We start from the raw sequence: 22,721 nt of genomic DNA, 5'->3' as shown, positions 1-22,721 counted from the left end.
TTTCGTCAGGTCATTGCTTTGCAAAACCCCGCTTTACCGGGGCCGAAATGTAATGCGCCAAACAAGCCCGCACCGCAAGACTTGACTTTCAGCTGACTCATTATAACTTTAGAATAATTCTAAACTGATGGATTTGATTATGCTGAGTCGATTTTTCCGCAACGGTCGTCGCCCGTTCGATTCGCTTTCCGAACAGGAAATCCTTGCGCTTGCCATCTCGTCTGAAGAGGACGATGCGCGCATCTATCTCGCCTATGCCGATGGTTTGCGCGAAGAATTCCCGCAGTCGGCGAAGATTTTCGAGCAGATGGCGGCGGAGGAACACGGGCACCGCGATGCGCTGATCGAGCGGCACCGCGCGCGTTTCGGCGACCATATTCCGCTCATTCGTCGCGAACATGTCAGCGGCTATTATGACCGCAAGCCCGACTGGCTGGTGCGTCCGCTGGGCATCGACAAGGTGCGCGACGCGGCCTCCGAGATGGAAGATCAGGCCTATCGCTTCTATGTCGAGGCCGCAAAGCGCGTCACAGATGCGGCCACGCGCAAGCTTTTGGGCGATCTGGCGCTTCAGGAAAAGCAGCACGAGGTTAAAGCCGAATCGCTGGAACATGAGCTGACGCCCAAAACCGTACAGGACGAGGAGCGTGCGCTGGAGCGCAAGCAGTTCATCCTCACCTATGTGCAGCCCGGCCTTGCGGGTCTGATGGACGGCTCGGTCTCCACCCTTGCGCCGATCTTTGCTGCCGCTTTTGCTACGCAGGACACCTGGCAGACTTTTCTCGTTGGCCTGTCCGCCTCGGTCGGCGCGGGTATCTCGATGGGTTTCACGGAAGCCATTCATGATGACGGTAAACTGTCTGGCCGTGGTTCGCCGATCAAACGCGGCCTGTCCTGCGGTATCATGACGGCGCTGGGCGGCCTCGGCCACGCTTTGCCCTATCTGATCACCGATTTCTGGACGGCTACGTCTCTGGCGGTGGTCATCGTGTTCTTTGAACTCTGGGCGATTGCCTTCATCCAGAACCGCTTCATGGAAACGCCTTTCTTCCGCTCGGTCCTGCAAGTGGTGCTGGGCGGCGCATTGGTTCTGGCGGCGGGTATTCTGATCGGCAACGCCTAAACTGTTGCCACACCCTGAGGAGACGCCATCGTCCCCTCAAAACCGTCGATGGCGATGCGCCCCTGCCGGGAGACGGTGACAAAGCTGTTTGCCGGCACGGCCATCCAGTTGGCGGCTTCGCCATCCAGCGGCTCCGACACCACACAGATGCCGGACGATGCGCCAAGCGTCGCGGTATAAAGCGTCGGCGCAAAGGCGTCGGTGGCATAGCGGATTGCATAAAGCTGGTTGCCATCGGAAAAGGCGGCTGTCAGCCGCAGAAACGGAGGCACATTGGCCTTTCCGGCTTCATCTACGATCGTCGCCACCATGCGCTTCATGGCCTGAACCGGATCGCTGTCGAGGCCGAATTCCAGCATCAGCAGAAAGATCAGTTCGGAATCGGTTGCGCCGTGCTTCTGCGCATAGACATGATCGCTCAAATGCGCTTCCAGCCTGCGGCGCAGCCGGTCGAAACTGCCGATCTGCCCGTTATGCATGAAGCTCCAGCGCCCGGAAACAAAGGGGTGGCAGTTGGAACGGCTGGTCAGCCCGCCCGTCGAGGCGCGCACATGCGCAAGAAAAAGGCGCGACCGGATTTGTCGCGCCAGACTGCCAAGGTTCTGATCGGACCAGGCGGGCAGAATATCCCGATAAAGGCCCGGTTCGGTGCGATGCCCATACCAGGCGACGCCGAAACCATCGCCATTGGTGCGTGTTTTGGCTTCATGCGCATCGTGGCTTTGCGCCACGAGCGAATGACAGGGAGACGAAATAATGTCTTCCAGATAGGTCTCAGGTCCGAGATAGGCGGCCCAACGGCACATGTGCGATCCGATATAAACGTGTCGCCCGAAAGCGGAAACCGCGTAACTTAGCGACCTCTGTTATGCGTCCGCTCATAAAGCTGACGGACGATGGTGCTTGCAGTCTTTTCGAACAAAAATGGCAAAAATGCATGGATCAAAGCAGCAAAGGCTGCCCCGAACAGTTTGAATGAAAACCGCGATGCAAATGCCATATGCTCGAAATAGGTCTCATCAACCGATGCGGGATGCTCGGTGAAAATGCGGGTAATACGCGTCGTCATTGCAAATGCTCCCGTTTGATTGAGAAATTCATTCTCTTATGCCCTGCGCTGAAGCGCCTTTCTGGAAAATCATTTTAGCAAGAAAGAGGAAGATGAAATCTCAAAATATCCTTGAAATCTGTAAAAAATTGGGACAATCATCCCACCATGATAGCATCTATGGACGAGATAGACCGAAAAATATTGGGAGAGCTGCAAATTGACGGCACTTTGTCCGTTGATTCTCTGTCGGAGCGCGTGAACCTGTCGCGCAATGCGTGCTGGCGGCGGGTCAAGCGCATGGAAGAGGAAGGCATCATCAAGGCGCGCGTCGCGCTGGTGGACGCCGAGCTGGCGGGTTGCGGCCTGTCCGTGTTCATTCTGGTGCGCACATCCAGCCATGATCCGGAATGGCTGGCCAAATTCCGCAACGCCACGGCGCGTTTCCCGGAAATCGTCGGTGTCTACCGCATGACCGGCGATCTCGATTACGTGCTGAAAGCGCGGGTCACCGACGTGAAGGCGTATGACCGGCTCTATCAGCAACTGATCGCCAGCGTTCCGCTGTCGGATGTTTCGGCTTCCTTTGTGATGGAAGAAATCAAGGAAACCACCGTCGTCCCGCTCGACCTGCGCTGACGGCAGCGTCAGATCGGCCATACACGAAAAAAAGCATGATCCTGTGCCGTACTATCATTGCAAAACGCCAAATAGGCGGTACACCTTTGATCTGTTTTCACGTATGAGCGTCGCCAATTTGAATTCCCGCAGGAAAGGCTCCCTCATGACCGCAGCATCCGCTCAAGCACCAACGCTCGGCATCATTCGCCTCGAACATGCGAAAGGCCTTGAACTTCCCGCCTATGAGACCTCCGGTTCTGCAGGTATGGACCTGCGCGCAGCCGTTGCCGAAGACCGCCAGATCGTGCTGTTGCCCGGACGCCGGACGCTGGTGCCGACGGGCCTGATCTTCGAAATTCCGGAAGGGTTTGAAGTGCAGATTCGTCCGCGCTCCGGCCTCGCCTTCAAAAACGGCATTACCTGCCTCAACACACCGGGAACCATCGATTCCGATTATCGCGGCGAGGTGAAAGTGCTGCTGGTCAATCTGGGTGACGACGATTTCCGCATCGAACGCGGCATGCGCATCGCACAGGCCGTCTTTGCACCCGTGGTGCAGCCGAAGATCGAGGAACGCACTGAGGTGACCGAAACCACGCGCGGCGCGGGCGGCTTCGGCTCGACCGGCACGGCCTGACCAAGGAAATAGATTGAATGAGAAGCCGGGCGAAATGCCCGTTTTTTTCCATCAGTTCCCGCGTGGTCCTATTCAGACGACAGCGCGACGGCTGGAAGTAGGCGCGACGCCTTGCGGGCGGGCAGGAAGCCGAAGACCAGCCCTGTTGCGAAGGCGCAGGCGAAAGCCAGCAGAACCGGACCGATGCTATAGCCGACCGAAAGCCCAGCCCAACCGGCGATGGCGGCAGCCCCAAGGCCAATGACCACGCCGAAAGCGCCGCCAATTGCCGAGACAGTGAGCGCTTCCGTGATGAATTGCAGGAGGATATCCCGCCGCCTTGCGCCGGTGGCCATGCGCACGCCGATTTCGCGTGTGCGCTCCGTGACGCTGACCAGCATGATATTCATGACTCCGATACCGCCGACCAGAAGCGAGATGGCGGCAACTGAACCGAGAAACAGCGTCATGGTGCTGCCCATGGCCGCCGCATCGTCGCGAATCGACGACATATTGGTGATCATCGTGTCACGCTGCTTGTGGCGCTCGTCGAGCAGGTCCTGAATCTGTTCCTGCGTCGTGTTGATGAGGTCCGCATCCTTCACCTGCACGGTGATGGTGCGCACATATTTCTGGCCGAACAGGCGCAGATTGCCGGTCGAAAGCGGAACGATGACCACATCATCCTGATCCGTACCGCCGAAGCCAGCCCCTTTCGGCGCAAGCGTTCCGATGACCTGAAACGGGATTTTCTGGATCAGAATATATTGGCCGATCGGATTGCTGCCATCCGGAAACAGCGTCTTGACCACCGTGGCTCCGAGTACGGCAACCGGCGCATAGGAGGTTATATCGTTCTGGGTGATGAAATCGCCTGTCGCGAGCTTCCAGGATTTGGCCTCCGAAAAAGCCGGAACCGTGCCGTTGGCCTGTGACTGGTAATCGACATTGCCGCGCCTGAGCGTGACTGTGCCTGTCACTTCCGGCACGGCGGATTTGATGTTCGGCAGTTCGAGGATCGCGTCCGCATCGGCTGGCACAAGCGTTGCGATACTGCCCGAGCCGCGAAAACCCGTCATGGAGGGGCGCACCAGCACCAGATCGGTGCCCATGGCGTTGATACGGTCAAGAATCGAATTTTGCGCGCCGGTGCCGATGGCCAGCATCGTCACCACCGAACTGACGCCGATGATGATGCCGAGAAGCGTCAGTACCGTGCGGAAAATATTGGCCCGCAAGGCGCGCATGGCCATTTTTACGGCTTCCGAAATATCGGCGATACGCGCGGCATGCCCGTCGCCCGCCTGCTGCAGTCGCTGCGGCGCCTGCCGGTCTGGAATGCCCCGCTTGGTCGTATCGGACAGGATTTCGCCATCCTTGATCTCGATCAGCCGGTCCGCGCGCTCCGCCACTTCGCGGGCGTGGGTGATGACGATGATGGTGTGGCCCTGCTGGTGCATGTTGCGCAGCAGTTCCATCACATCCTCGCCGCTCTGGCTGTCGAGCGCGCCCGTTGGCTCGTCCGCGAGAATGATGCGCCCGCCATTCATCAAAGCGCGCGCGATGGAAACGCGCTGCTGCTGACCGCCCGACAGCTGGTTGGGACGATGGTCGATACGGTCTCCGAGCTTCAGCGAGTTCAACAGTTCGGCTGCCCGCTCGTGACGCTCGGCAGCGGGCATGCCTGCATAGATCGCTGGAACCTCGACGTTTTCCTGCGCGGTCGATGTCGAGATCAGATTGTAGCTCTGAAAGACGAAGCCGAATGTGCGGCGGCGCAGGGCGGCCAGCGCATCGGCATCGAGGGTGGAAACATCTTCGCCGTCGAGCCGATATTGCCCGCCGGTCGGGCTGTCGAGGCAGCCCAGAATATTCATGAGGGTGGATTTGCCTGAACCCGAAGCGCCCATGATGGCGACGAACTCACCCGCATGGATGTCGAGGCTGATACCGTGCAGAACCTCAACGGCGAGGTCGCCATTGTGATAGGTCTTGCTGATCTCTTCAAGCCGGATGAGGGGCGCGTCTTGCATGGGGGCCGTCCTCAGAAGAAGGACATGCCGCCGGGGCGACGACCGCCACGGGCATTGGCATTTCCAGCGGACGAAGTTCCCGAAGCGCTGGTGACGACGACCTTGTCGCCATCCTCCAGTCCGCTTTTGATTTCGGCCTGCACGCGGTTGCGCACGCCGACTTCGACCGTGCGCTCGGCGATAGCGCCATTTGCGTCAACGACCCTGACGATGATCTGCGGTCTTCCGCGATGCTGGCCCTCACGCGGGCTGCCGCCATTGCGGGTGCCGTTGCGCTGCCCTTGCGGGCGTTCGGCTTGCTGACCTCCCGCCTCACCGGAAGGATCGCGGCGTTTGAAGCTCAGCGCAGAGGTTGGAACGAGCAGCACATCCTTGGCCGAATCGATCACGAAATAGACCTGCGCGCTCATATTGATCATGAGTTCGCCGGTCGGGTTCGGCACATCGAACAGCGCATAATAAAGCACGACGTTGTTTTCAGTGGCCGGTGTCGGTTTGATCTGGCGCAGCGTGCCCGTGAATCGCTTTTCCGGCTGGCCAAGCAGGGTGAAATAAACCTCCATGCCGGGCTTCAGTTTGGCGATATCCGCTTCGGAAACCTGCGCTTCGACCGTCATGACCTTGAGGTCGGCGACCGTCACGACGGTCGGCGCGGTTTGCGATGCGTTCAGCGTCTCGCCTTCCTTGGCGGATTGATCGACGACGGTGCCCGCCATGGGGCTGTTGATCTTGGTATAGCCGAGATCGACCGTGTCGCTCGCCAATTGCGACTGCTGCTGGCGGATTTGCGCGCCAAGCGCCTTCACATCTGCATCGGCCATGGCGAGATCGGCTTCGGCCTGATCGACCGTCGATTGAGAAACGCCGCGCGTGGCAAGCAGGGACTTCTGCCGCGTTGCGTTGAGCTTCTTGAGCGTCAGTTGCGCTTCCTTGCTGAGAAGCTGGGCTTTCAGATTGTCGAGCTGCGCGCTAGCGATCTCAACCCTCTTCTCGAAGGGAGAGGGATCGATCTCGGCGATAAACTGGCCTTCCGTGACCTGGTCGCCAACTTCCACCTGCACGCTTTTGAGCTGTCCCGAGACCTGCGCACCCACATTGATGCTGCGCAGGGCGCTGAGTGTACCCACCGCGGTGATCGCGTTTTCAATATCGCCACGCACAACCGTTTCAGCGAGATAGCTGCTCTTTTCGTTTCCGGCTGCGCGCGCATCGAAGAAATACCAGCCAGCGCAGACAGCAATGACCGCAGTGGGCAGCCACAGCCACCAGCGACGGCGTTTGCCGGTGGCGCGCTTTTGCGACAATGTCGCCTTCTGGCCCGAGCCGGATGAAGCGGAAGATGTGCCCAACGTTAAATCCCCTGAATTCTTGAATCCCCGCTCTCGCGGGAAAACCATGCCTTGTCCGTGAAAAGCACCCGTTCTGGCCGCAAGCCTGCACGCCCGATAACCGAAGCGTGCCCGTACCTCTCCCAATAAAGTGGTGCTTCGGGTTATCTAAACTTTCGCACTCAAGATTTCATCTTAATTATTTGTCATGCAACCAGCCATTGTCGACGCTTCGGGGTCTGGCTGGCGGGTGGCCGCTTTCGCTGTAGACTAGCGTGGGAAAACAAGGGCAGTCGCTTAACTGTCGTTATATCGTGCAACTTGTAGTTATAATTTACTGCGAGTTGAATAAGGTTTTGCTGTTTCTATCTATTTAGCTTTTATTAAATTATTTTATGTTGATATGGCGTCGACGGCGTTAATATGAAAAGTAATAAAAATAAAAATCGAACGCATTTCTTCTGTCAAACAGTTGAATGCGCGTGCATGAAGCATGTTCATTCGTGATGTATATACATAAAAGTTTATCTGCTCTTGGACGGGAGGGCATATGGACTGCGGGAACACAGTTAAAACGATTAATTCCCCATCGTTGAAGAGAAAAGCATGGTTTCAGGAGAGTTTAAGATCTGCTGTTCTTTTTCCACGTAATAAAGTGGGAACTGCGGCAGTAGAGTTTGCGATACTGGCGCCGGTTTTTCTGCTGCTGCTGATGGGCGTGATCGCTTTTGGCATTTATCTTGGGGCGGCCAATGCCGTGCAGCAGCTTGCTGCGGATGCGACGCGCACGGCGCTTGCGGGCATCGATGCGGCGGAGCGGCAGACCCTTGCCACGACCTATATCCAGAAAAATGCGGCCAAATACACGCTGATCAACCCGGCGCAGATCGAGACCGCAATCGACAATGCTGCGTCGGATCCAAGCCAGTTCACAGTCACGATCAGCTATAACGCGGCCAATCTGCCGATCTGGAATCTGTTCACGGGATTGCCTTTGCCGGGCAAGACGATCACGCGCGCTTCGACAATCCGGCTCGGAGGGACATGACATGCGGGCGGGGGGCTTACGGTTTCTCAAGGCGCGCGAAGGCAATCTGGCCACGATGGCGGCCCTTGTCGCGCCGCTCTTTCTGGCAATCGCCGCACTCACCATCGATTCAAGCTCGCTCTATCTGGAGCGACGGCAATTGCAGAACATGGCCGATCTGGCGGCTATCAGTGGCGCAAGCGCAATAGGCACTGCTAGCGACGCGGTGAAAAAGCAATTGCAGGCCAACGGGCTTGATCCGGTCATGATGACGGGCGCTTACGATCCGTCCATCGTGAAAGGCAAGACGGATAATCTCACGCGTGTCTGGGTGGAGACCGGCAAATATACCGCCGATAAATCGGTGGCTGTCGGGTCACGCTTCGTGGCAGGTGGAACAAGTCCCGATGCCGTGCGGGTGACGCTCGCAAAACCTGGCAATCTCTATTTCGGTCAGGCGCTGATGGATCGCCCTGCGGTCAGCGCGAGCGGCATGGCCGCCTCCCATGCGGAAGCGGCCTTTTCCATCGGCTCCCGATTGGCCAGTCTGAACACGAATGAAAGCGCGTTGAACGGACTTCTCGGCGGTTTGTTGGGTACAACCCTCAATCTCAAGCTGTTGGATTATAACGCGCTTGCCGCCACCGATATCAATCTGCTTGGCTTTCTCGACAAACTGGCGCCGCAGGTTGGGCTGACCGCCGGGACTTACGACCAGCTGTTGAACACGGATGTGTCAGTCGGCGTTCTGGCAAAGGTGATGGCGGATGTCGTGACCAACAACGCAACAGCCAAGGCGGCGCTCAATGTTCTTGGAAAAAATGCTGCAGCACTTTCCACCAAACTGCCAGTCGGAAAACTGCTTGGGCTTGGTTCTCTGGCGAATGCCAGTATAGGGTCTGCTGGCAATTACAACATCACCGCCAATGTCTTGCAGCTTGTGACCGCATCCGCAATCTTGGGTGGCAAGCACCAGATCGACGTTGGAACAGGGCTCGACCTTGGCGGGCTTGCAACCGTTACGGTCAGTGTCGCTATCGGCGAACCAGCCCAATCGACTCCATATTTCAGGGTTGGCGCTGTCGGTTCGCTCGTTCGCACCGCTCAAATCAGAATATCGCTCTATGTGGGGCTGTTAAACAGCTCGGTTCTAGGGCTCATTACGCTCGGAGATTTGAAATTACCCATCTATGTCGATGTTGCTTCGGCGGAAGGGGAACTGAAAAGCGTAAGCTGCCCGGCGGGGCCGCAAAGTGCGAAAGTCGGCATTGGTGTGACGACCGGAATTGCTGGGGTTTACCTTGGAAATCTAAGCGATCCCGACTTTAAAAATCTCAACAAGAAGCCGGTGGTCACCAGCAAGAAGATTGCGCAAATAAAGGTTTTGGGTATTGGACCCGATGTATATGCGAAGGCAGAAATTCCGTTGGGAGATGATGTCCAAAGAATTCTCAACTTCAGTTATAGCGACATACAGAATAAAAAAATCCAAACTGCCTCGTCGACCAAGCTCCTGGGGGGACTCACATCCGCCCTGCTTTCGAAGATGGAAGTGAACGTAGATCTGGGTTTGATTTCTCTGGATTTAAGCGGCGTTTTCAGTCTTCTCGGTGCTCTTCTCACGCCTATCTCAGCACTGCTTGACAATCTGCTCTTTGCTCTTCTGGATTTGCTCGGTGTCAAACTAGGCCAAGCCGATGTGCAAGTTACCGGGGTGATCTGCCAACAGGCGGCGCTGACACAGTAAAGCCCAAACGAAAAAACCGGGCATTTCGCCCGGCTTTTTTTCGATTACAAGCTCGAGAACTTACTTGAACAGCAGAGGCAACGTGATCGGCATCCGTGCTCTGGCCATAGCTGCCGGAGGTGCCGGCACAGGAGAGGCGCGACGTGCGGCTTCCAGCGCTAGCTGGTCAACCGCCGGATCGCCGGACGAACCGGCCAGACGCGCCGAGATAACATTCCCGGATGGATCAATCACAAATGTTACCTGTACCAGACCCTTGGCATTGCGCGCCTTGCGTTGCAAGAAGCGTACGTTGCGGGCCATGTGAGCCTGCAGTTTCGATGTCCACTTGGCCGAGCTTACACCAGCCGAGGCTGAGTTTTCGCCGCGACGGTTAGCGGCGGCCCGCTCACCATTATCAGCGTCCATGCGGGGCGCACTGGCCTGACGGGTCTCAGGTGCCTTTTCCGCCTTCTTGGGCTTCGGCTTCTCAACCTTTTGCGGCTTGGGCTTTTCAGGCTTCGGCTTTTCAACCTTCTTGGGTTCTGGCTTCGGCTCGGGCTTTGGTTCCGGCTTTTCAGCCTCGACCACATCTGGAATAATCTCTTCCGGCTTCTCCTGAACTTCCGGCTCAGGTTGCGGCTCGGGTTCCGGTGGTGTTACCTGCTCGGGCTCTGGCGGCGTTGGCTCTTCAGGTTGCGGTTCCGGCTGAACGACCGGCTCAGGCTCGACTTCCTGCGGCGCTTCCGCCGTTTCCGGCTGTGCCTCATCAGCAACCTGCTCTTCCATCGGAGCCATCGGCTCCGGCGCAAGCTCAACCACCATGGCTGCGACCTGTCCGCCATCCGGCTGGTCTTCTTCCCGCATCTGGTAGATTGCATAAGCACCAGCCGCATGCACAGTCAGCACAAGAATTCCCGCGCCGATCCAGCGTCCCGCATCATGCCAGAAGGAATGGTGATGGGCGTCGGCAGAAGCCACCTTCACGGGAGGATGATCGGGCGGAAGTGCGTTCATTGTGCCGCTCCGGGCGCAGCAGACGCCGGTGCGGGGGACGCAGGAGCAGCAGGAGCAGCCGCGCCGACAGTTTCGAGGCCGACCAGTGCGATCTTGAGATAGCCCGCTTCACGCAGCGAATTCATGATGCGCATCAGCTCTTCATAAGGGACGGTTTTGTCGGCGCGCAGGAAAACGCGCGTTTCCTTGTTCTTCTCCGAAAGACCATCCAGTGCCGCCCCCAGACGATCGCGCGCCACGACATCATTGCCGACGCTGACGCTCAGGTCTTCCTTCAGCGTCACATAAAGCGGCTTGTCGGGACGCGGCGCGGCGGCAGCGGTCGATGCAGGCAGATCAACCTTCACGTCCACGGTCGCAAGCGGTGCTGCCACCATGAAGATAATGAGCAGAACCAGCATCACGTCGATGAAGGGCGTTACGTTGATCTCGTGATTGAGCTCGAGATCGTCACCACCGCCTTCGCGGACTTTACTCGCCATGATGCCTACTCCGCTGCGTGCAGCGTGCCTTCACGCACACCTGCTGCCCTGAAATCCAGATCGCGGCTGACCAGACGTTCAACGCCTGCCGATGCATCGGCCAGAAGCGAACGGTAGCCGGTGATCGCACGGGCAAAGACGTTATAGATCACAACCGCCGGAATAGCGGCCACAAGGCCGATGGCGGTAGCGAGCAGGGCCTCAGCGATACCGGGAGCCACGACGGCCAGATTGGTCGTCTGCGCTTCACTGATGTTGATGAAGGAATTCATGATGCCCCAGACGGTGCCGAACAGACCGACAAATGGTCCAATCGAGCCGACGGTGGCGAGAATGCCGGTGCCCTTGGACAGACGACGGCCAGCCTTGGCTTCAATGCGGGACAGGCGCGACGAAACGCGTTCCTTCAGGCCCTCGCCGCCAGCCCGCGCCAGTGCGGGGCTGGAGAGACGAACCTCGTCTTCTGCGGCGCGCACCATGATGGCGCCCGGACCCTTGACGCCGTCAAGCGCGCGGACCGCTTCGGAAAGCGTGGCGGAATGACCGATGGTCTTCAGCGCCTTGTTAGCCCGGCGGCGAGCGCCAGCCAATTCGAGCGACTTGGCGACCCAGATGGTCCATGTTGCGAGCGAGGCAAGACCGAGACCGATCATCACCGCCTTCACGATCCAGTCGGCAGCCATGAACATGCCCCAGGGCGACAGATCATGCGGGAGGCTGGCATCGCGCTCTTCAGCGGCAGGCTGCCCAGCGATTACGGGCTGTGGCTCGGCTTGCGGGGCCGAAGGCGCAGTCGCGGCGGGCGCTGCCGGAGCAGGCTGTGCTGCTGGGACCGACGGCGCGGGTGCGGCAGGCGCTGCCGATGCAGGCGGGGTGGCTGGTTGAGCGGCTGCGGGGGCAGTTGAAGGATTGGGCTGTGTCGCCTCTTGAGCCAATGCCGGACCAACGCCCAGCAAGACAATGCCCATCGCCGCAGCCATGAAGCCTTTCCGACAGAAACCAGTCATCTTGATCGCCTTTTGATTGTTCAACTCGGGCGCCAAGGACGACCCATCACGCACGCCGCAGCGCTGCTTGTTGAACCCTTTTTAACCCCCAATAATATGATGATGCAAGTCATGTTTTGTTTTAACTGCCCTTTTCTGCCAGCTTTTGTGGGAGGTGGGGCCTGTCAAACCCCTTATAAATAGCTGTTGCATAATGCGGACAAATCAGACCTGATAACCATGTCGGATGTGTTCGTCTCCCTGATCAACAATATTGGGGCGTGCGGTCCGGCAGGAGGAGCATGCACATGATGCACAAAGACATTCAGGCACTCGAACATGCGGCAAGAACCGCCATGGCGGGCAATGATGATCCGCTGCCAGCTCCGCAGCGCGCGCTGAAACCGGCCCATGTCGGCCTTGCCTTCCTGATGATTGCAGGCGCAGCCTATCTGTTCCTCGTCTGACATGGTCTGACCACGCCTTGTTCTGACGAGCACCTGCGACGGCTGTGCCCGTTTACCATGACGCACGAGAAGTGACGCGCGGCGTTGCTGCAATTGGCTAATGCGTGCAACCATTGGTGACGAAAAGCGTTGTTACAACGATAATCCGTTATGACAGGAGGCCAGATATGGCGCGTGCATCCGCGAAGACGAACAAGATCGAAGAAAAGATCGAGGAAGCGTTGACCGATTCGACCACGGAAGACTTGCAGGCGCAGGTCGAGCAGTTGAAGGAAGACATCGCAGCCATCGCCGCGACGCTCGCCAATCTCGGCAACCAGACCGTCCGCGACGCCAAGCGCACCGCGAAGGAAACCTATCAGAGCGCCTATCTGCAAGGCGGCGATGTTGTTGATGAATTGTGCGGAAAGGCGCAGGACCTCGAAGCGCAATTGACGGCAACCGTTCGTGAACGTCCGATTACATCGCTCGCTACCGCGCTCGGCATCGGCTATCTGCTCGCCCTTCTTTCCCGCCGCTGAGGCGTCCCATGCTTAAAGCTCTGGTCCCTATCCTGTCCGCTCTGGCTGGCGAAGAAGTGAGATTCACCGTCAGCCAAACGCGACGCGCAGCGATTTACGGCGTGGCGATTGGCATTTTCGGCATCATCACGGTCACGTTTCTCTGTGTCGCGGCCTTTCTGGCTTTGGCGCAGACCTATGGCGGTCCGCTTGCAGCACTGATTCTTGCCGCCATTTCGCTGATACTTGCGCTGCTCGTTCTCGCTGTGCTGAAGATACAGGCCGCAGCAGAGGCGAAAAAGCGCAAAGAGCGGATCGCAGCCGACAAATCGGCAATGATGGCGACAGCCGCTCTTGCGACGATCCCATCGATCCTCAAGCGGCCGATACTGGCAGCCGCCCTGCCGCTTGCAGGCATCGCTCTGGTTTCGCTCCTCTCAGACAAGAAGAAGCGACCGCCCAAAGCCTGACAAAAGCCCTATAAAAATTAAAACACCGGAACCTGTTCCGGTGTTTTTTCATGGGTCATCGGGAGGCGCTTCGCTTTACTGCGCAGCCGCGTCGGTGCTATCGACCAGCGATGCAAGGCGCACAGAAACGCGTGTGCCAGCGCGATCCACGGCTTCACCATAGACCGGCTTTTCGCCGAACTGCATGCAAAGCTGTTCTACTACCAGCGTGCCAAGTCCGTTCTTGTCGCCCGGCTTCGCGCCTTCCGTCCCCCAACCGACGCCATCATCTTCCACCGCCAGAACGGGCACACCATCGGCATCCGCCTGAAAACTGACAGAAATCTGTCCGCCTGGTCGCCCCTTGAAAGCATGTTTGATGGCGTTGGTCACAAGTTCGCCGACGATGATGCCAATGGTCGTCACATCCCGGGCTTTCAGGTCAAGTTGCTCGAAATTCGTCACGATCTCGATCTGGCGGTCCTGACCGATGGCATTGCGGATATCGTTGATAACCGTGGTCAGAAACTCGTCGACGCGGGCGGTTTCCATGTCTTCGCCCAGCCGCAAACGCCGATGGGCTGTCGAAACCGTCTGCACTCGGTCGCGCGCCGCCGAAAGGGCAGCGCGTGCATCCTCGCTACGCGCCTGTCGCATCTGCAAACCCAGCAGGGAGGAGACGGTCGCCAGAGAATTACCGATACGGTGATTGGTGTCCTGTAGCAGAAGCTCGACGCGATAACGCTCACGCTCCGCAATGCGGCGCTCCTCCTCCAGTTCGGCTGTGCGTTCGCGCACCCGCTGTTCAAGAATCTCGTTTTCAGAGCGCAGCGCCGACTGCCCTTCGAACATGGTGCGCGCATAACGCTGCACGCGGCTGAAAAGCAGCAAGCCCAGCATCGCCGCCGAAGCCAGCGCCACGATGGAGGTGGCCGTCATCCAGTAGCGCATCCGGTTGATGCGCTCGTTCCGTTCGGTAAGCTGCTTTTCTTCCACATCGATGAAGTCCGACACGGTGGTGGACAGCTGGTCCATCAACGCCTTGCCTTCGTCGCTGCGCACCCGCTGCATCGCTGCTGCGACATTGCCCGACGATGCAAGCTCCACCGTTTGGCGCACATCCGCTTCTTCCCGCTCGATCAGAGCGCGAATCTGCTTTACCCGCGTATCCTGCAACGGATTGGGGACCGACAGGGCCTCCAGATCGGTCAATGTCTGCTCAACAGAGAGGATCGAATTGCGATAGAGATCGAGATGCGCCTCGTCGAGCGTCAGAAGATAGCCGCGACGGCTCATCTCGATATTGTTGGCGAGCCGGGCAACCTTGTCCACCTGCTGGCGCAAGGCATAATTGCGGGAAATATCGACAATCTGATGCGTAACGCTCGAGGACAGAAACAGCGTCATCACGGCAGAAAGAAGCACAAGTCCGAGCGAGACGATAACCGCAATCGGTTTCGGTGAAGACTGAAGCAGTTTCTGCAACAAGACTGATGGCAAAACGCGCCCCAATACAAATTGAACACCCACTTCAGATAGCAAATATCAGTGGCGGCTAACCTTCAAGTGTCTGGGGCAAAAAACTGTCATGACCAGCGAAAATAAATGCCGCCGGGCGACGGCACCGGATCATTTAAGCCAAAATGGCACACAAACTGCTTAAGCTTGTGGTGAATGCCGCCGGATCAAAGAATCCGGCGGCATGAAGCCTCATGCAAAACTTCTCAAGGTGACGCGGGACGAATCGGCATCGGGGCCGTAATCGCCCTCGCCTTCGATCTTCAGGATTTCCTGAAGCCGGGTCCGCGCACGGCTGACACGGCTTTTGATCGTGCCGACCGCACAGCCGCAAATCTCCGCCGCTTCTTCATAAGCAAAGCCGGAAGCGCCGATCAAAATGATCGCTTCGCGCTGATCGTCAGGCAGTTGCTCAAGCGCCGAGCGAAAATCCTGCAGATCCAGCATGCCATATTGCGAAGGATGCACGGCGAGCTGTTCGCTGAACAGGCCATCCGTATCCTGCACCTCACGCCCACGCTTGCGCATCTGAGTGTAGAATTCATTGCGCAGGATGGTGAAAAGCCAGGCCTTCATATTGGTGCCCATCTCGAAGGTTTCCTGCTTGGCCCAGGCCTTCATGATGGTGTCCTGTACCAAATCGTCTGCCTTGTCATGCTGGCCGATAAGTGACACGGCAAATGCGCGTAAGCTTGGCAGCGACGCCAGCAGCTCTCGCTTGAACTGCGCGCCTTGCGGGCCCTCCTGAGGTGCATTTCCATCAACCGACGGAACGGGTGCTCTGTCCACGCATACTCTCCTGTTCAGCCTGATCGAGTTTTTCGAGAAGATCGAGAAAACGGTCCGGGATCGTCTCATCTTGAATCGAGGCGTATAACGCCTTGAGTTTCAATCCGACTTCACAATTGGGTCCTAATATGTCCTTCGGGACGCGCCGCGACGCCGCGACGCCATTCGTATGAAGGTTATCTTTATCTGTCATATTGTATCGTTCTAGGCGATGAGCCCTGTCCTGTTTGTTACAAAGCTTCTGTTGGACGGGGAATGCACCAGCCCCAAAAAAGTTCCAGAAATTATGCCGTCAGTTCGGAACTTTTTTCAAGTCGCATCGTTTCCATCCGTAATGCCGCGCCCGATTGCGGATGATCGCGCTTGGCCAAAAGCTGGTTCGAGCCGATTGTTCAAACCGGATTCATGCGAATGTAAAACAAAGCGGCAGATGAGGAGTTCCATTACCATGACGTTATCGACGCGTATCGCGCCGCATCTTCCCTATCTTCGCCGTTTTTCGCGTGCCCTCACCGGTTCTCAGACATCCGGCGATGCTTACGTGGCGGCCGTGCTAGAAGCTCTGATCGCCGATCTGAGCATTTTCCCGGATACATCGTCGGACCGCATCGGCGTCTATCGCCTGTTCTGCGACCTCTACAAGACCGCATCGATCCGGGTGCCGGAACAATCTTCGGAGATCGGCTGGGAACAGCGGGCAAATCGCAATCTGGCGCATATTGCGCCGCTGCCCCGTCAGGCCTTCTTGCTGGTGGCCGTCGAAGGCTTCAGCGACAAGGAAGCCGCCGAGGTTCTCAATGTCGACGATGGCGAACTGGGGCGTCTCCTTTCCGCCGCATCGACGGAAATCTCGCGTCAGGTCGCAACCCGCCTGATGATCATCGAAGACGAACCGCTGATCGCCATGGATATCGAGCAGATGGTCGAAAGCCTCGGACATGAGGTCGTCGGCATCGCCCGCACCAAGGATGAGGCGCTCGCACTTTATGAAAAAGAGAAGCCGCGGATGGTTCTGGCTGATATCCAGCTTGCCGATGGCAGCTCGGGCATCGACGCCGTGAATGAAATCCTGAAAGACGACACGATCCCTGTCATCTTCATCACGGCCTTTCCGGAACGCCTGCTGACCGGCGAACGCCCCGAGCCAACCTTCCTCGTGACCAAGCCGTTCAATCCCGACATGGTGAAAGCCCTGATCAGTCAGGCGCTGTTTTTCGAAGAGGCTTCTCAAGTCGCGGCCTGAGTTCGGCCCGCTACAGCCAAGTTTGGCGGTTGTAATCGCCTCCGGGAAAGGGAAACCCTCTTCCCGGAGCGGCGTGCATTCCCGCTTTGCAACCTGAGAAAGCCCCGCTCTCAACCCTGAATAACTCATTTTTAAGCGCTGGCAGGAACCGAATGCATAGCAAAGTAGTTTATTCCTCATATACAAAAGAGGAGATCGGATATGCTTTACTACGCGCTCGTATTTCTCGTCGTGGCTCTTGTCGCCGGTGCGCTGGGCTTTGGCGGCATTGCCGGAGCATCGGCGGGTATCGCCCAGATTCTGTTCTTCGTGTTCCTAGCCTTGCTGGTCATTTCGCTGATAGCCTCGGCGATCCGCAAGGCCTGATAGAGCGGAGAAAAACCCAGTTCAGAACTGGTCTGTTTTTGGCCGTAAACCGGCCCTACCGATATGAACAACAACATACCGTCGCGCGAGATTGCGCGGCGGTTTGCTTTCTGGAGAAAAATAGGGTCCACCGTCCCGACCTTCAGTCAGCGCACGCCATCCGGCCCAATCGACCGTTATCGAGACTATAATGAGCGCATCAGACCTGCCATTACGCGAAGCCGAACCGGATGCAGCCCGTCTGCGCGCGCTCCTTCGGGCAGTCCGTAACAGCAATGTCTGCGTGCTCTATCAGCGTCCCGATCTGACCTATGCCTGGGGGGAAAATCTACCCGTCTACTGGCAAAATAACTGGAAAGCCGGCGGCACCGACGAGGATTTCATCGTTTCCACATCGCTCGCCAAGCTGAAATCGGCCAAAGAGACGGCGCTTCAAACCATGACGGCGCAGAATGTCGAACTTTCCATCATGGACGGCAACAAGCTCCATTGGGTCGAACTGCATATCGATTGCGACCGCGATACCAGCGGCAATCTCCTCGGACTGGTGACGACAGCACTGGAAATCAGCGAGCTGAAACGCCGTGAGCAGGTATTGAAAACGCTTTTGCGCGAAGTCAGTCACCGGTCAAAGAACATGCTGGCCATCGTGCAGAGCATCGCCAGCCAGACAGCGCGCTTCACCGACACGATCGATGATTTTCTCCTGAAATTCCGCGGGCGTATCCAGTCGCTGTCCTATTCACAGGATCTGGTGACTGATTCCAACTGGCGCGGCGCGCTTTTCCGCGACCTTGTCCATTCTCAGGTGGAAAAATATATCGACGTCACCGATGAGCGACTCAGTCTCGAAGGAGACAACCCCTATCTTTTCCCGGGCGCCGCCTTGCATGTCGGTTTGGCGCTGCATGAGCTGGTGGTCAATGCGACCTCATTCGGTGGCCTTTCGATCCCTTATGGCCGTGTGGCTATTTCGGCAGAAGTCGTCCGCACCGAAAACGAAGGCGAAAAGCTGGTCTTCCGCTGGGAAGAAACCAATCCGGCCATGCCGGAGGTCTATCAGCACGATCCCCGTTTCGGCAGCGCTGTGCTTCAGCGCATAGTCCCCGCCTCGGTCAATGGCCAGGCGCAATACCGCATCGATGGCACCGGCGCTGTCTATTCGCTGACCATACCGGACGAACAGTTCGATTCCTGATTTCCAGACAACACTCCGGCCCAAATAAAAGCCGTCATGGACGAACCATGACGGCTTATTAAAAAAGAGCGAAACGCCTGCTGGCACAACGGTTAACCGTCTGCGCGGCGTTCACGCCGTCCACCCTTGTTGGGGGAGTTGGGGCGAACTGTGAAGACCGTGTTGGGGGGCGGGGTCACGGGCTTCATGGACCAAAAACGCAGGCCCTGGAATTTGGTTCCGTCAGGATTTTATTTTTTTGCAATAAAGTTCGAGACGGTGATGAACGATCTCATAGCCGAGCGAGCGGGCGATTTCTTCCTGCAATTTTTCGATCTTGTCGGAGCGGAATTCAACGACCTCGCCGGAATCCATATCGATGATATGGTCGTGATGGGCGCCGCTTGCCTGTTCGAACCGCGACGGACCGCCGGCAAAGGCATGACGATGGATGGCACCGCGCTCTTCCAGAAGCTTCATGGTGCGGTAAACGGTCGAAAGCGAAATGCTGCTGTCGATCTCGACCGCCCTGCGAAAAATCTCCAAAGCATCCGGATGATCTTCCGTTTCAGTCAGAATATTCAGGATGATGCGGCGCGGGCGCGTGATGCGCACCCCGGCCTGTCGCAATTCCTGTTCGTAATCGGGCTTTTTGTAACGTTCGCTCATGCGCTGATTATGCACCCTCCCGCCGCCAGTTGCAAATTTTCGCAACTGGAATGAGGCAATCTCCCCAGCGATTTAAATGAGGCTCTCAAGCGCCATATTTATTGCCAAAGGTTTTTGGCGGAAAACCTATTGCGATTGCGAGGAATGCCTGCCGAAAATATCTTCAAAATCATTTGAAAGTTTATTTGGAGGGTCTTTTCATGAAAAACTTGGTCGGCCTCGTATTGTATTCAACATTTCTGGTCGCTGCCTCAATGTCCGGTGCCGCCGCAGAGCAAAGAGGCTCTTGTTATTGCATAGAGGGTACCAATAAATGTTTGATCGTGGACGACTATGCGGGCATTCAGTACGGCGATGAATGTCCAAAATGATCACGAGCGATCATATCGATGATGACCTCTACCCCGCTTCAGGCGGGGTTTTTATTTCGCCGACAAAACGCCCTTCACCAACAGCGAAAATGTCTGCCCTCTGCGCGGAAAGGGATAACCGGAGTTTATGAGTCATCGAAATAATATGCTGGAAACCAATGGTACGCCCAAGGGGAATCGAACCCCTGTTTGCGCCGTGAGAGGGCGCCGTCCTGACCGCTAGACGATGGGCGCATAGGGTCTGCTGCTGGCTGATATAATCGCCCTTACAGAAAAGCGCAATCCGGGAATATAAAAAGGCGGCTCCAGCCGCCCTTTTTGCATTGATAGACAGCCCGATCTTACTCGACGCTGCCGAGTTTGATGCGCCCAACCACGCGGGATTCGCGATAATCATAGATGATGAGTTCTGTGCCGCCATCGGGCAGCAGCGTTTCCAGCGAAAGCTGATTGCCGGACAGGCTTTGCGACAGAAGGCGGGTGCCGGGCACGAGGTTGATCTGCGACTCGATCAGCTTCGGCGGTTCCGGTTTTACAGGCTGCGCTGCGGTCTGGCCCGGAATATCCGAACGGGCTTCCTGCGTGGCAGGGGTTTCGGGCGCGCGATTGATCTTGTAGACAACAGCGGCGAGCACGGCCATAAGACCGATCAGCATAACGCCGATGGAAACGGCCAGAAGCCGGATCATCTTGCGGCGCACACGTTCCATTGCCGGATCAAGCACAGGCTCGGACGGTTGTTCGTCCTGATAATAGCCCTGCTGATAGTCCTGATATCCTGAATCCTGCTGATTCTGGTATCGCGGATAGTGTGGATCCTGCATTAAATGACTCCGGTTCATGCACCCGTGGCGCGTGATAACGAAGGGAAGAGACAATTGAAAGAACTAATTGCCGACACTGATGCTGCGGGCAAAAGATTGGACCAGTGGCTGGCCGCAGCATTAGGGCCGGAACTCTCCCGCAGTCGCGTTCAGTCCCTGATTGCCGACGGTCATGTGACCATCGACGGCGAACCTGCTCGTGAAACCAAGCAGAAGCTACGCGAAGGCATGAAGATTGCCATCGTGCTGCCCGAGCCTGAACCTGCCGAACCGCAAGGCGAGAACATTCCCCTCGATATTCTTTACGAGGACGATGATCTCATCGTGATCAACAAGCCTGCTGGCCTTGTCGTTCACCCTGGCAACGGCAACTGGACGGGAACGCTTGTCAATGCCCTTATATATCATTGTGGCGATAGCTTGTCCGGCATAGGCGGAATCCGCCGTCCGGGCATTGTTCATCGTCTCGACAAGGATACGAGCGGCGTCATGGTGGTGGCCAAGAACGACCGTTCGCACCGGCATTTGAGCGAACAATTTGCCGACCATGGCCGCACCGGCGATCTGGAGCGCGCTTATCTCGCCCTCGTCTGGGGCATGACCGAGCGCCCGCAAGGCGTCATCGATGCGCATCTCGGGCGCTCGCATCGCGACCGCACGAAGCAGGCCGTGGTGAACGAGGAGCGCGAAGATGCGCGCCACGCTGTCACCCATTATGCGACGGTGGAAAAATTCGGCCCCCGCGAGGATGCCACAGCTTTGGCGTCTCTGGTGGAATGCCGTCTTGAAACCGGTCGCACACACCAGATTCGCGTGCATATGGCCCATATCGGTCATCCGCTGGTCGGCGACATGGATTATGGCAGCGCCTATAAAACCAAAGCGAACAAGCTGCCGGAACCGCTGAAGGAAGCAGTAAACGGCTTTCACAGGCAGGCGCTCCACGCCTGGCTTCTGGCCTTCACGCATCCCTCAACCGATGAGTTGATGCGTTTTGAAGCGCCCGTGCCCGAAGATATGGAGCACCTACTGGAAAATTTCCGCGCGCACTCCATATAATACCGTCAGGTCTTCCGGTTCTCCCTTGCCTCGCGTCGCATGTAAACATGGCTTCTGAAGCGCATGGGTAGAACCGAACCATTGTCGTTCCGGGTGCAGTTACTTGGAAAGCTGCGCCTGGATCATCAGGAACAGTCCGGTTCGCTGCGCGTTACAAACGCTGTCTGCAACTTTTCACGCAGATCAGCGTTCACATTGCAGTGACAGATTGTTTCATGAGTTAAAGGATCGTGTTTTCGCCAAAATCATGCCTATATATGGAGGCTCGCGTGAGGGAAGTGCAGGAGGCAGCCCCCGCGACAGGTTCGCCAAATGGGAACCTGAAATTATAAAGGAGGGTGCTCTATGGCCCAAATGAATCTTCCGAGCATTACGTCCGGTGACGGTGGCCTTACCCGTTATCTGGAAGAAATCCGCCGTTTTCCGATGCTTGAGCCGCAGGAAGAATATATGCTGGCCAAGCGTTATCATGAACATACGGATCCGAAAGCCGCTCACAAGCTGGTGACGAGCCATCTGCGTCTCGTGGCGAAGATTGCCATGGGCTATCGCGGTTATGGCCTGCCGATCGGCGAAGTCATTTCCGAAGGCAATGTCGGCCTGATGCAGGCCGTCAAGCGTTTCGAGCCGGAACGCGGGTTCCGTCTTGCCACCTATGCCATGTGGTGGATCAAGGCTTCGATCCAGGAATATATCCTGCGTTCGTGGAGCCTTGTGAAGATGGGCACGACCGCCAACCAGAAGCGTCTGTTCTTCAATCTGCGCAAGATGAAGAGCAAGATTCAGGCGCTCGACGATGGCGATCTCCGCCCGGATCAGGTCAAGCAAATCGCGACCAAGCTGAATGTCAGTGAAGACGAAGTGGTTTCCATGAACCGCCGTCTGTCGGGTGACGCCTCGCTCAATGCGCCGCTCCGTGCAAGCGAAGGTGAATCCGGCGAATGGCAGGACTGGCTGGTCGATGACAGCAACAGCCAGGAACAGGTTCTGATCGAACAGGACGAGCTGGAAAACCGCCGCTCGATGCTTGAACAGGCCATGGACACGCTGAATGATCGCGAGCGTCGTATCTTCGAAGCCCGCCGTCTTTCCGACGATCCGATGACGCTGGAAGACCTGTCCAGCGAGTTCGGTATCAGCCGCGAGCGCGTGCGCCAGATCGAAGTGCGTGCCTTTGAAAAGGTGCAGGCTGCCGTCAAGGCTGCCGCATTCAAGCAGCAAAAGGCGCTGAACCACGTCGAGGAAGCGCACGCATAAAGGCTTAAACCTTAAGCACTTTTTT

General features: G+C 57.2%; 25 protein-coding genes and 1 tRNA gene. 13 read left to right on the top strand and 13 right to left on the bottom strand.

Annotated elements, in window-relative coordinates; translation table 11 throughout:
- The first annotated feature begins 139 nt into the window (after positions 1 to 139).
- On the top strand, positions 140 to 1,123 hold the full coding sequence (gene mbfA, locus WIX40_RS16290) for an iron exporter MbfA (protein WP_121538709.1): 984 nt from the start codon (positions 140 to 142) through the stop codon (positions 1,121 to 1,123).
- Here the strand turns inward: mbfA and WIX40_RS16285 are convergent.
- Entirely contained in the window at positions 1,120 to 1,929 is an 810-nt protein-coding gene (locus tag WIX40_RS16285) for a class II glutamine amidotransferase (RefSeq protein ID WP_121538524.1), read from the bottom strand. The genes mbfA and WIX40_RS16285 overlap by 4 nt on opposite strands.
- 47 nt (positions 1,930 to 1,976) lie before the next feature.
- The gene (locus tag WIX40_RS16280) at positions 1,977 to 2,192 is read right to left on the bottom strand and encodes a DUF6356 family protein (protein WP_109369714.1); all 216 of its coding nucleotides are present in this window, start codon (positions 2,190 to 2,192) and stop codon (positions 1,977 to 1,979) included.
- 147 nt (positions 2,193 to 2,339) lie between these two features.
- Here WIX40_RS16280 and WIX40_RS16275 point away from each other — a divergent pair, with 147 nt between their 5' ends.
- Together WIX40_RS16275 and dut are read left to right on the top strand one after the other, a co-directional pair.
- A complete protein-coding gene (locus tag WIX40_RS16275) occupies positions 2,340 to 2,810 on the top strand; it encodes an Lrp/AsnC family transcriptional regulator (RefSeq protein ID WP_109369715.1) in 471 nt (156 codons plus the stop codon).
- 145 nt (positions 2,811 to 2,955) lie between these two features.
- Positions 2,956 to 3,429: a dUTP diphosphatase gene (gene dut / locus WIX40_RS16270; protein ID WP_109369716.1), complete on the top strand. Its 474-nt coding sequence runs from the start codon at positions 2,956 to 2,958 to the stop codon at positions 3,427 to 3,429.
- Positions 3,430 to 3,497: 68 nt separating this feature from the next.
- Here dut and WIX40_RS16265 read toward each other — a convergent pair whose 3' ends face one another.
- Together WIX40_RS16265 and WIX40_RS16260 are read right to left on the bottom strand one after the other, a co-directional pair.
- Entirely contained in the window at positions 3,498 to 5,441 is a 1,944-nt protein-coding gene (locus WIX40_RS16265; RefSeq protein ID WP_171318748.1) for a MacB family efflux pump subunit, read from the bottom strand.
- 11 nt (positions 5,442 to 5,452) lie between these two features.
- Entirely contained in the window at positions 5,453 to 6,790 is a 1,338-nt protein-coding gene (locus tag WIX40_RS16260; protein WP_339440662.1) for an efflux RND transporter periplasmic adaptor subunit, read from the bottom strand.
- A 634-nt stretch (positions 6,791 to 7,424) separates the two neighbouring features.
- Here WIX40_RS16260 and WIX40_RS16255 point away from each other — a divergent pair.
- Together WIX40_RS16255 and WIX40_RS16250 are read left to right on the top strand one after the other, a co-directional pair.
- On the top strand, positions 7,425 to 7,817 hold the full coding sequence (locus tag WIX40_RS16255) for a TadE family protein (RefSeq protein ID WP_235858975.1): 393 nt from the start codon (positions 7,425 to 7,427) through the stop codon (positions 7,815 to 7,817).
- A gap of 1 nt (position 7,818) precedes the next feature.
- A complete protein-coding gene (locus tag WIX40_RS16250) occupies positions 7,819 to 9,543 on the top strand; it encodes a pilus assembly protein TadG-related protein (RefSeq protein WP_339440659.1) in 1,725 nt (574 codons plus the stop codon).
- Between the two features lie 60 nt (positions 9,544 to 9,603).
- Here WIX40_RS16250 and WIX40_RS16245 read toward each other — a convergent pair whose 3' ends face one another.
- The 3 genes from WIX40_RS16245 to exbB are packed head-to-tail and all read right to left on the bottom strand — an operon-like array spanning position 9,604 to position 12,064.
- On the bottom strand, positions 9,604 to 10,539 hold the full coding sequence (locus WIX40_RS16245) for an energy transducer TonB family protein (protein WP_339440658.1): 936 nt from the start codon (positions 10,537 to 10,539) through the stop codon (positions 9,604 to 9,606).
- The gene (gene exbD / locus WIX40_RS16240; protein ID WP_109369722.1) at positions 10,536 to 11,021 is read right to left on the bottom strand and encodes a TonB system transport protein ExbD; all 486 of its coding nucleotides are present in this window, start codon (positions 11,019 to 11,021) and stop codon (positions 10,536 to 10,538) included. Before exbD ends, WIX40_RS16245 begins: the two co-directional genes overlap by 4 nt.
- Positions 11,022 to 11,026: 5 nt before the next feature.
- Positions 11,027 to 12,064, bottom strand: coding sequence for a tonB-system energizer ExbB (gene exbB, locus WIX40_RS16235; RefSeq protein WP_339440657.1), 1,038 nt, complete (start codon positions 12,062 to 12,064; stop codon positions 11,027 to 11,029).
- Between the two features lie 251 nt (positions 12,065 to 12,315).
- Between exbB and WIX40_RS16230 the strand changes: the two genes are divergently transcribed.
- The 3 genes from WIX40_RS16230 (at position 12,316) to WIX40_RS16220 (ending at position 13,444) form a co-directional block, all read left to right on the top strand.
- A complete protein-coding gene (locus tag WIX40_RS16230) occupies positions 12,316 to 12,474 on the top strand; it encodes a hypothetical protein (protein ID WP_167836095.1) in 159 nt (52 codons plus the stop codon).
- Between the two features lie 167 nt (positions 12,475 to 12,641).
- The gene (locus tag WIX40_RS16225) at positions 12,642 to 12,995 is read left to right on the top strand and encodes an ElaB/YgaM/YqjD family protein (protein WP_109369724.1); all 354 of its coding nucleotides are present in this window, start codon (positions 12,642 to 12,644) and stop codon (positions 12,993 to 12,995) included.
- Positions 12,996 to 13,003: 8 nt separating this feature from the next.
- Positions 13,004 to 13,444, top strand: a complete 441-nt coding sequence (locus WIX40_RS16220) for a phage holin family protein (protein WP_121538540.1) — start codon at positions 13,004 to 13,006, stop codon at positions 13,442 to 13,444.
- Between the two features lie 75 nt (positions 13,445 to 13,519).
- Here WIX40_RS16220 and WIX40_RS16215 read toward each other — a convergent pair whose 3' ends face one another.
- The 3 genes from WIX40_RS16215 to WIX40_RS16205 all read right to left on the bottom strand — a co-directional run bounded on the left by WIX40_RS16215 (position 13,520) and on the right by WIX40_RS16205 (position 15,923).
- Positions 13,520 to 14,923: a sensor histidine kinase gene (locus WIX40_RS16215; protein WP_339440654.1), complete on the bottom strand. Its 1,404-nt coding sequence runs from the start codon at positions 14,921 to 14,923 to the stop codon at positions 13,520 to 13,522.
- 210 nt (positions 14,924 to 15,133) lie between these two features.
- Positions 15,134 to 15,730 carry an RNA polymerase sigma factor gene (locus WIX40_RS16210; RefSeq protein WP_109369726.1) on the bottom strand — a complete coding sequence of 199 codons (597 nt, stop codon included), beginning with the start codon at positions 15,728 to 15,730 and terminating at the stop codon, positions 15,134 to 15,136.
- Positions 15,702 to 15,923, bottom strand: coding sequence for a NepR family anti-sigma factor (locus WIX40_RS16205; protein WP_109369727.1), 222 nt, complete (start codon positions 15,921 to 15,923; stop codon positions 15,702 to 15,704). Before WIX40_RS16205 ends, WIX40_RS16210 begins: the two co-directional genes overlap by 29 nt.
- Positions 15,924 to 16,178: 255 nt before the next feature.
- Here WIX40_RS16205 and WIX40_RS16200 point away from each other — a divergent pair, with 255 nt between their 5' ends.
- The 3 genes from WIX40_RS16200 (at position 16,179) to WIX40_RS16190 (ending at position 18,537) form a co-directional block, all read left to right on the top strand.
- Complete coding sequence (locus WIX40_RS16200; protein WP_109369728.1) at positions 16,179 to 16,973, top strand: response regulator; 795 nt, start codon at positions 16,179 to 16,181, stop codon at positions 16,971 to 16,973.
- Between the two features lie 201 nt (positions 16,974 to 17,174).
- Positions 17,175 to 17,339 carry a DUF1328 domain-containing protein gene (locus WIX40_RS16195; RefSeq protein WP_006473348.1) on the top strand — a complete coding sequence of 55 codons (165 nt, stop codon included), beginning with the start codon at positions 17,175 to 17,177 and terminating at the stop codon, positions 17,337 to 17,339.
- Positions 17,340 to 17,529: 190 nt separating this feature from the next.
- The gene (locus WIX40_RS16190; protein WP_109369729.1) at positions 17,530 to 18,537 is read left to right on the top strand and encodes a sensor histidine kinase; all 1,008 of its coding nucleotides are present in this window, start codon (positions 17,530 to 17,532) and stop codon (positions 18,535 to 18,537) included.
- A gap of 222 nt (positions 18,538 to 18,759) precedes the next feature.
- Here WIX40_RS16190 and WIX40_RS16185 read toward each other — a convergent pair whose 3' ends face one another.
- The 3 genes from WIX40_RS16185 to WIX40_RS16175 form a co-directional block, all read right to left on the bottom strand.
- Positions 18,760 to 19,185 (bottom strand): Fur family transcriptional regulator, encoded by a 426-nt coding sequence (locus WIX40_RS16185; RefSeq protein ID WP_109369730.1) that lies wholly within the window; start codon positions 19,183 to 19,185, stop codon positions 18,760 to 18,762.
- Positions 19,186 to 19,715: 530 nt separating this feature from the next.
- Positions 19,716 to 19,790, bottom strand: a tRNA-Glu gene (locus tag WIX40_RS16180).
- A 107-nt stretch (positions 19,791 to 19,897) separates the two neighbouring features.
- On the bottom strand, positions 19,898 to 20,380 hold the full coding sequence (locus tag WIX40_RS16175) for a hypothetical protein (RefSeq protein WP_109369731.1): 483 nt from the start codon (positions 20,378 to 20,380) through the stop codon (positions 19,898 to 19,900).
- A 3-nt stretch (positions 20,381 to 20,383) separates the two neighbouring features.
- Here WIX40_RS16175 and WIX40_RS16170 point away from each other — a divergent pair, with 3 nt between their 5' ends.
- Together WIX40_RS16170 and rpoH are read left to right on the top strand one after the other, a co-directional pair.
- Complete coding sequence (locus tag WIX40_RS16170) at positions 20,384 to 21,439, top strand: RluA family pseudouridine synthase (RefSeq protein ID WP_339440649.1); 1,056 nt, start codon at positions 20,384 to 20,386, stop codon at positions 21,437 to 21,439.
- A 345-nt stretch (positions 21,440 to 21,784) separates the two neighbouring features.
- Positions 21,785 to 22,696 (top strand): RNA polymerase sigma factor RpoH, encoded by a 912-nt coding sequence (rpoH, locus tag WIX40_RS16165; RefSeq protein ID WP_109369733.1) that lies wholly within the window; start codon positions 21,785 to 21,787, stop codon positions 22,694 to 22,696.
- The last annotated feature ends 25 nt before the right edge of the window (positions 22,697 to 22,721 follow it).

This window comes from Ochrobactrum teleogrylli (assembly GCF_037482325.1).
Taxonomy (GTDB): domain Bacteria; phylum Pseudomonadota; class Alphaproteobacteria; order Rhizobiales; family Rhizobiaceae; genus Brucella; species Brucella teleogrylli.
Note: the sequence above shows the minus strand (reverse complement) of the source record. Positions and strands in the feature narration are given on the sequence as shown.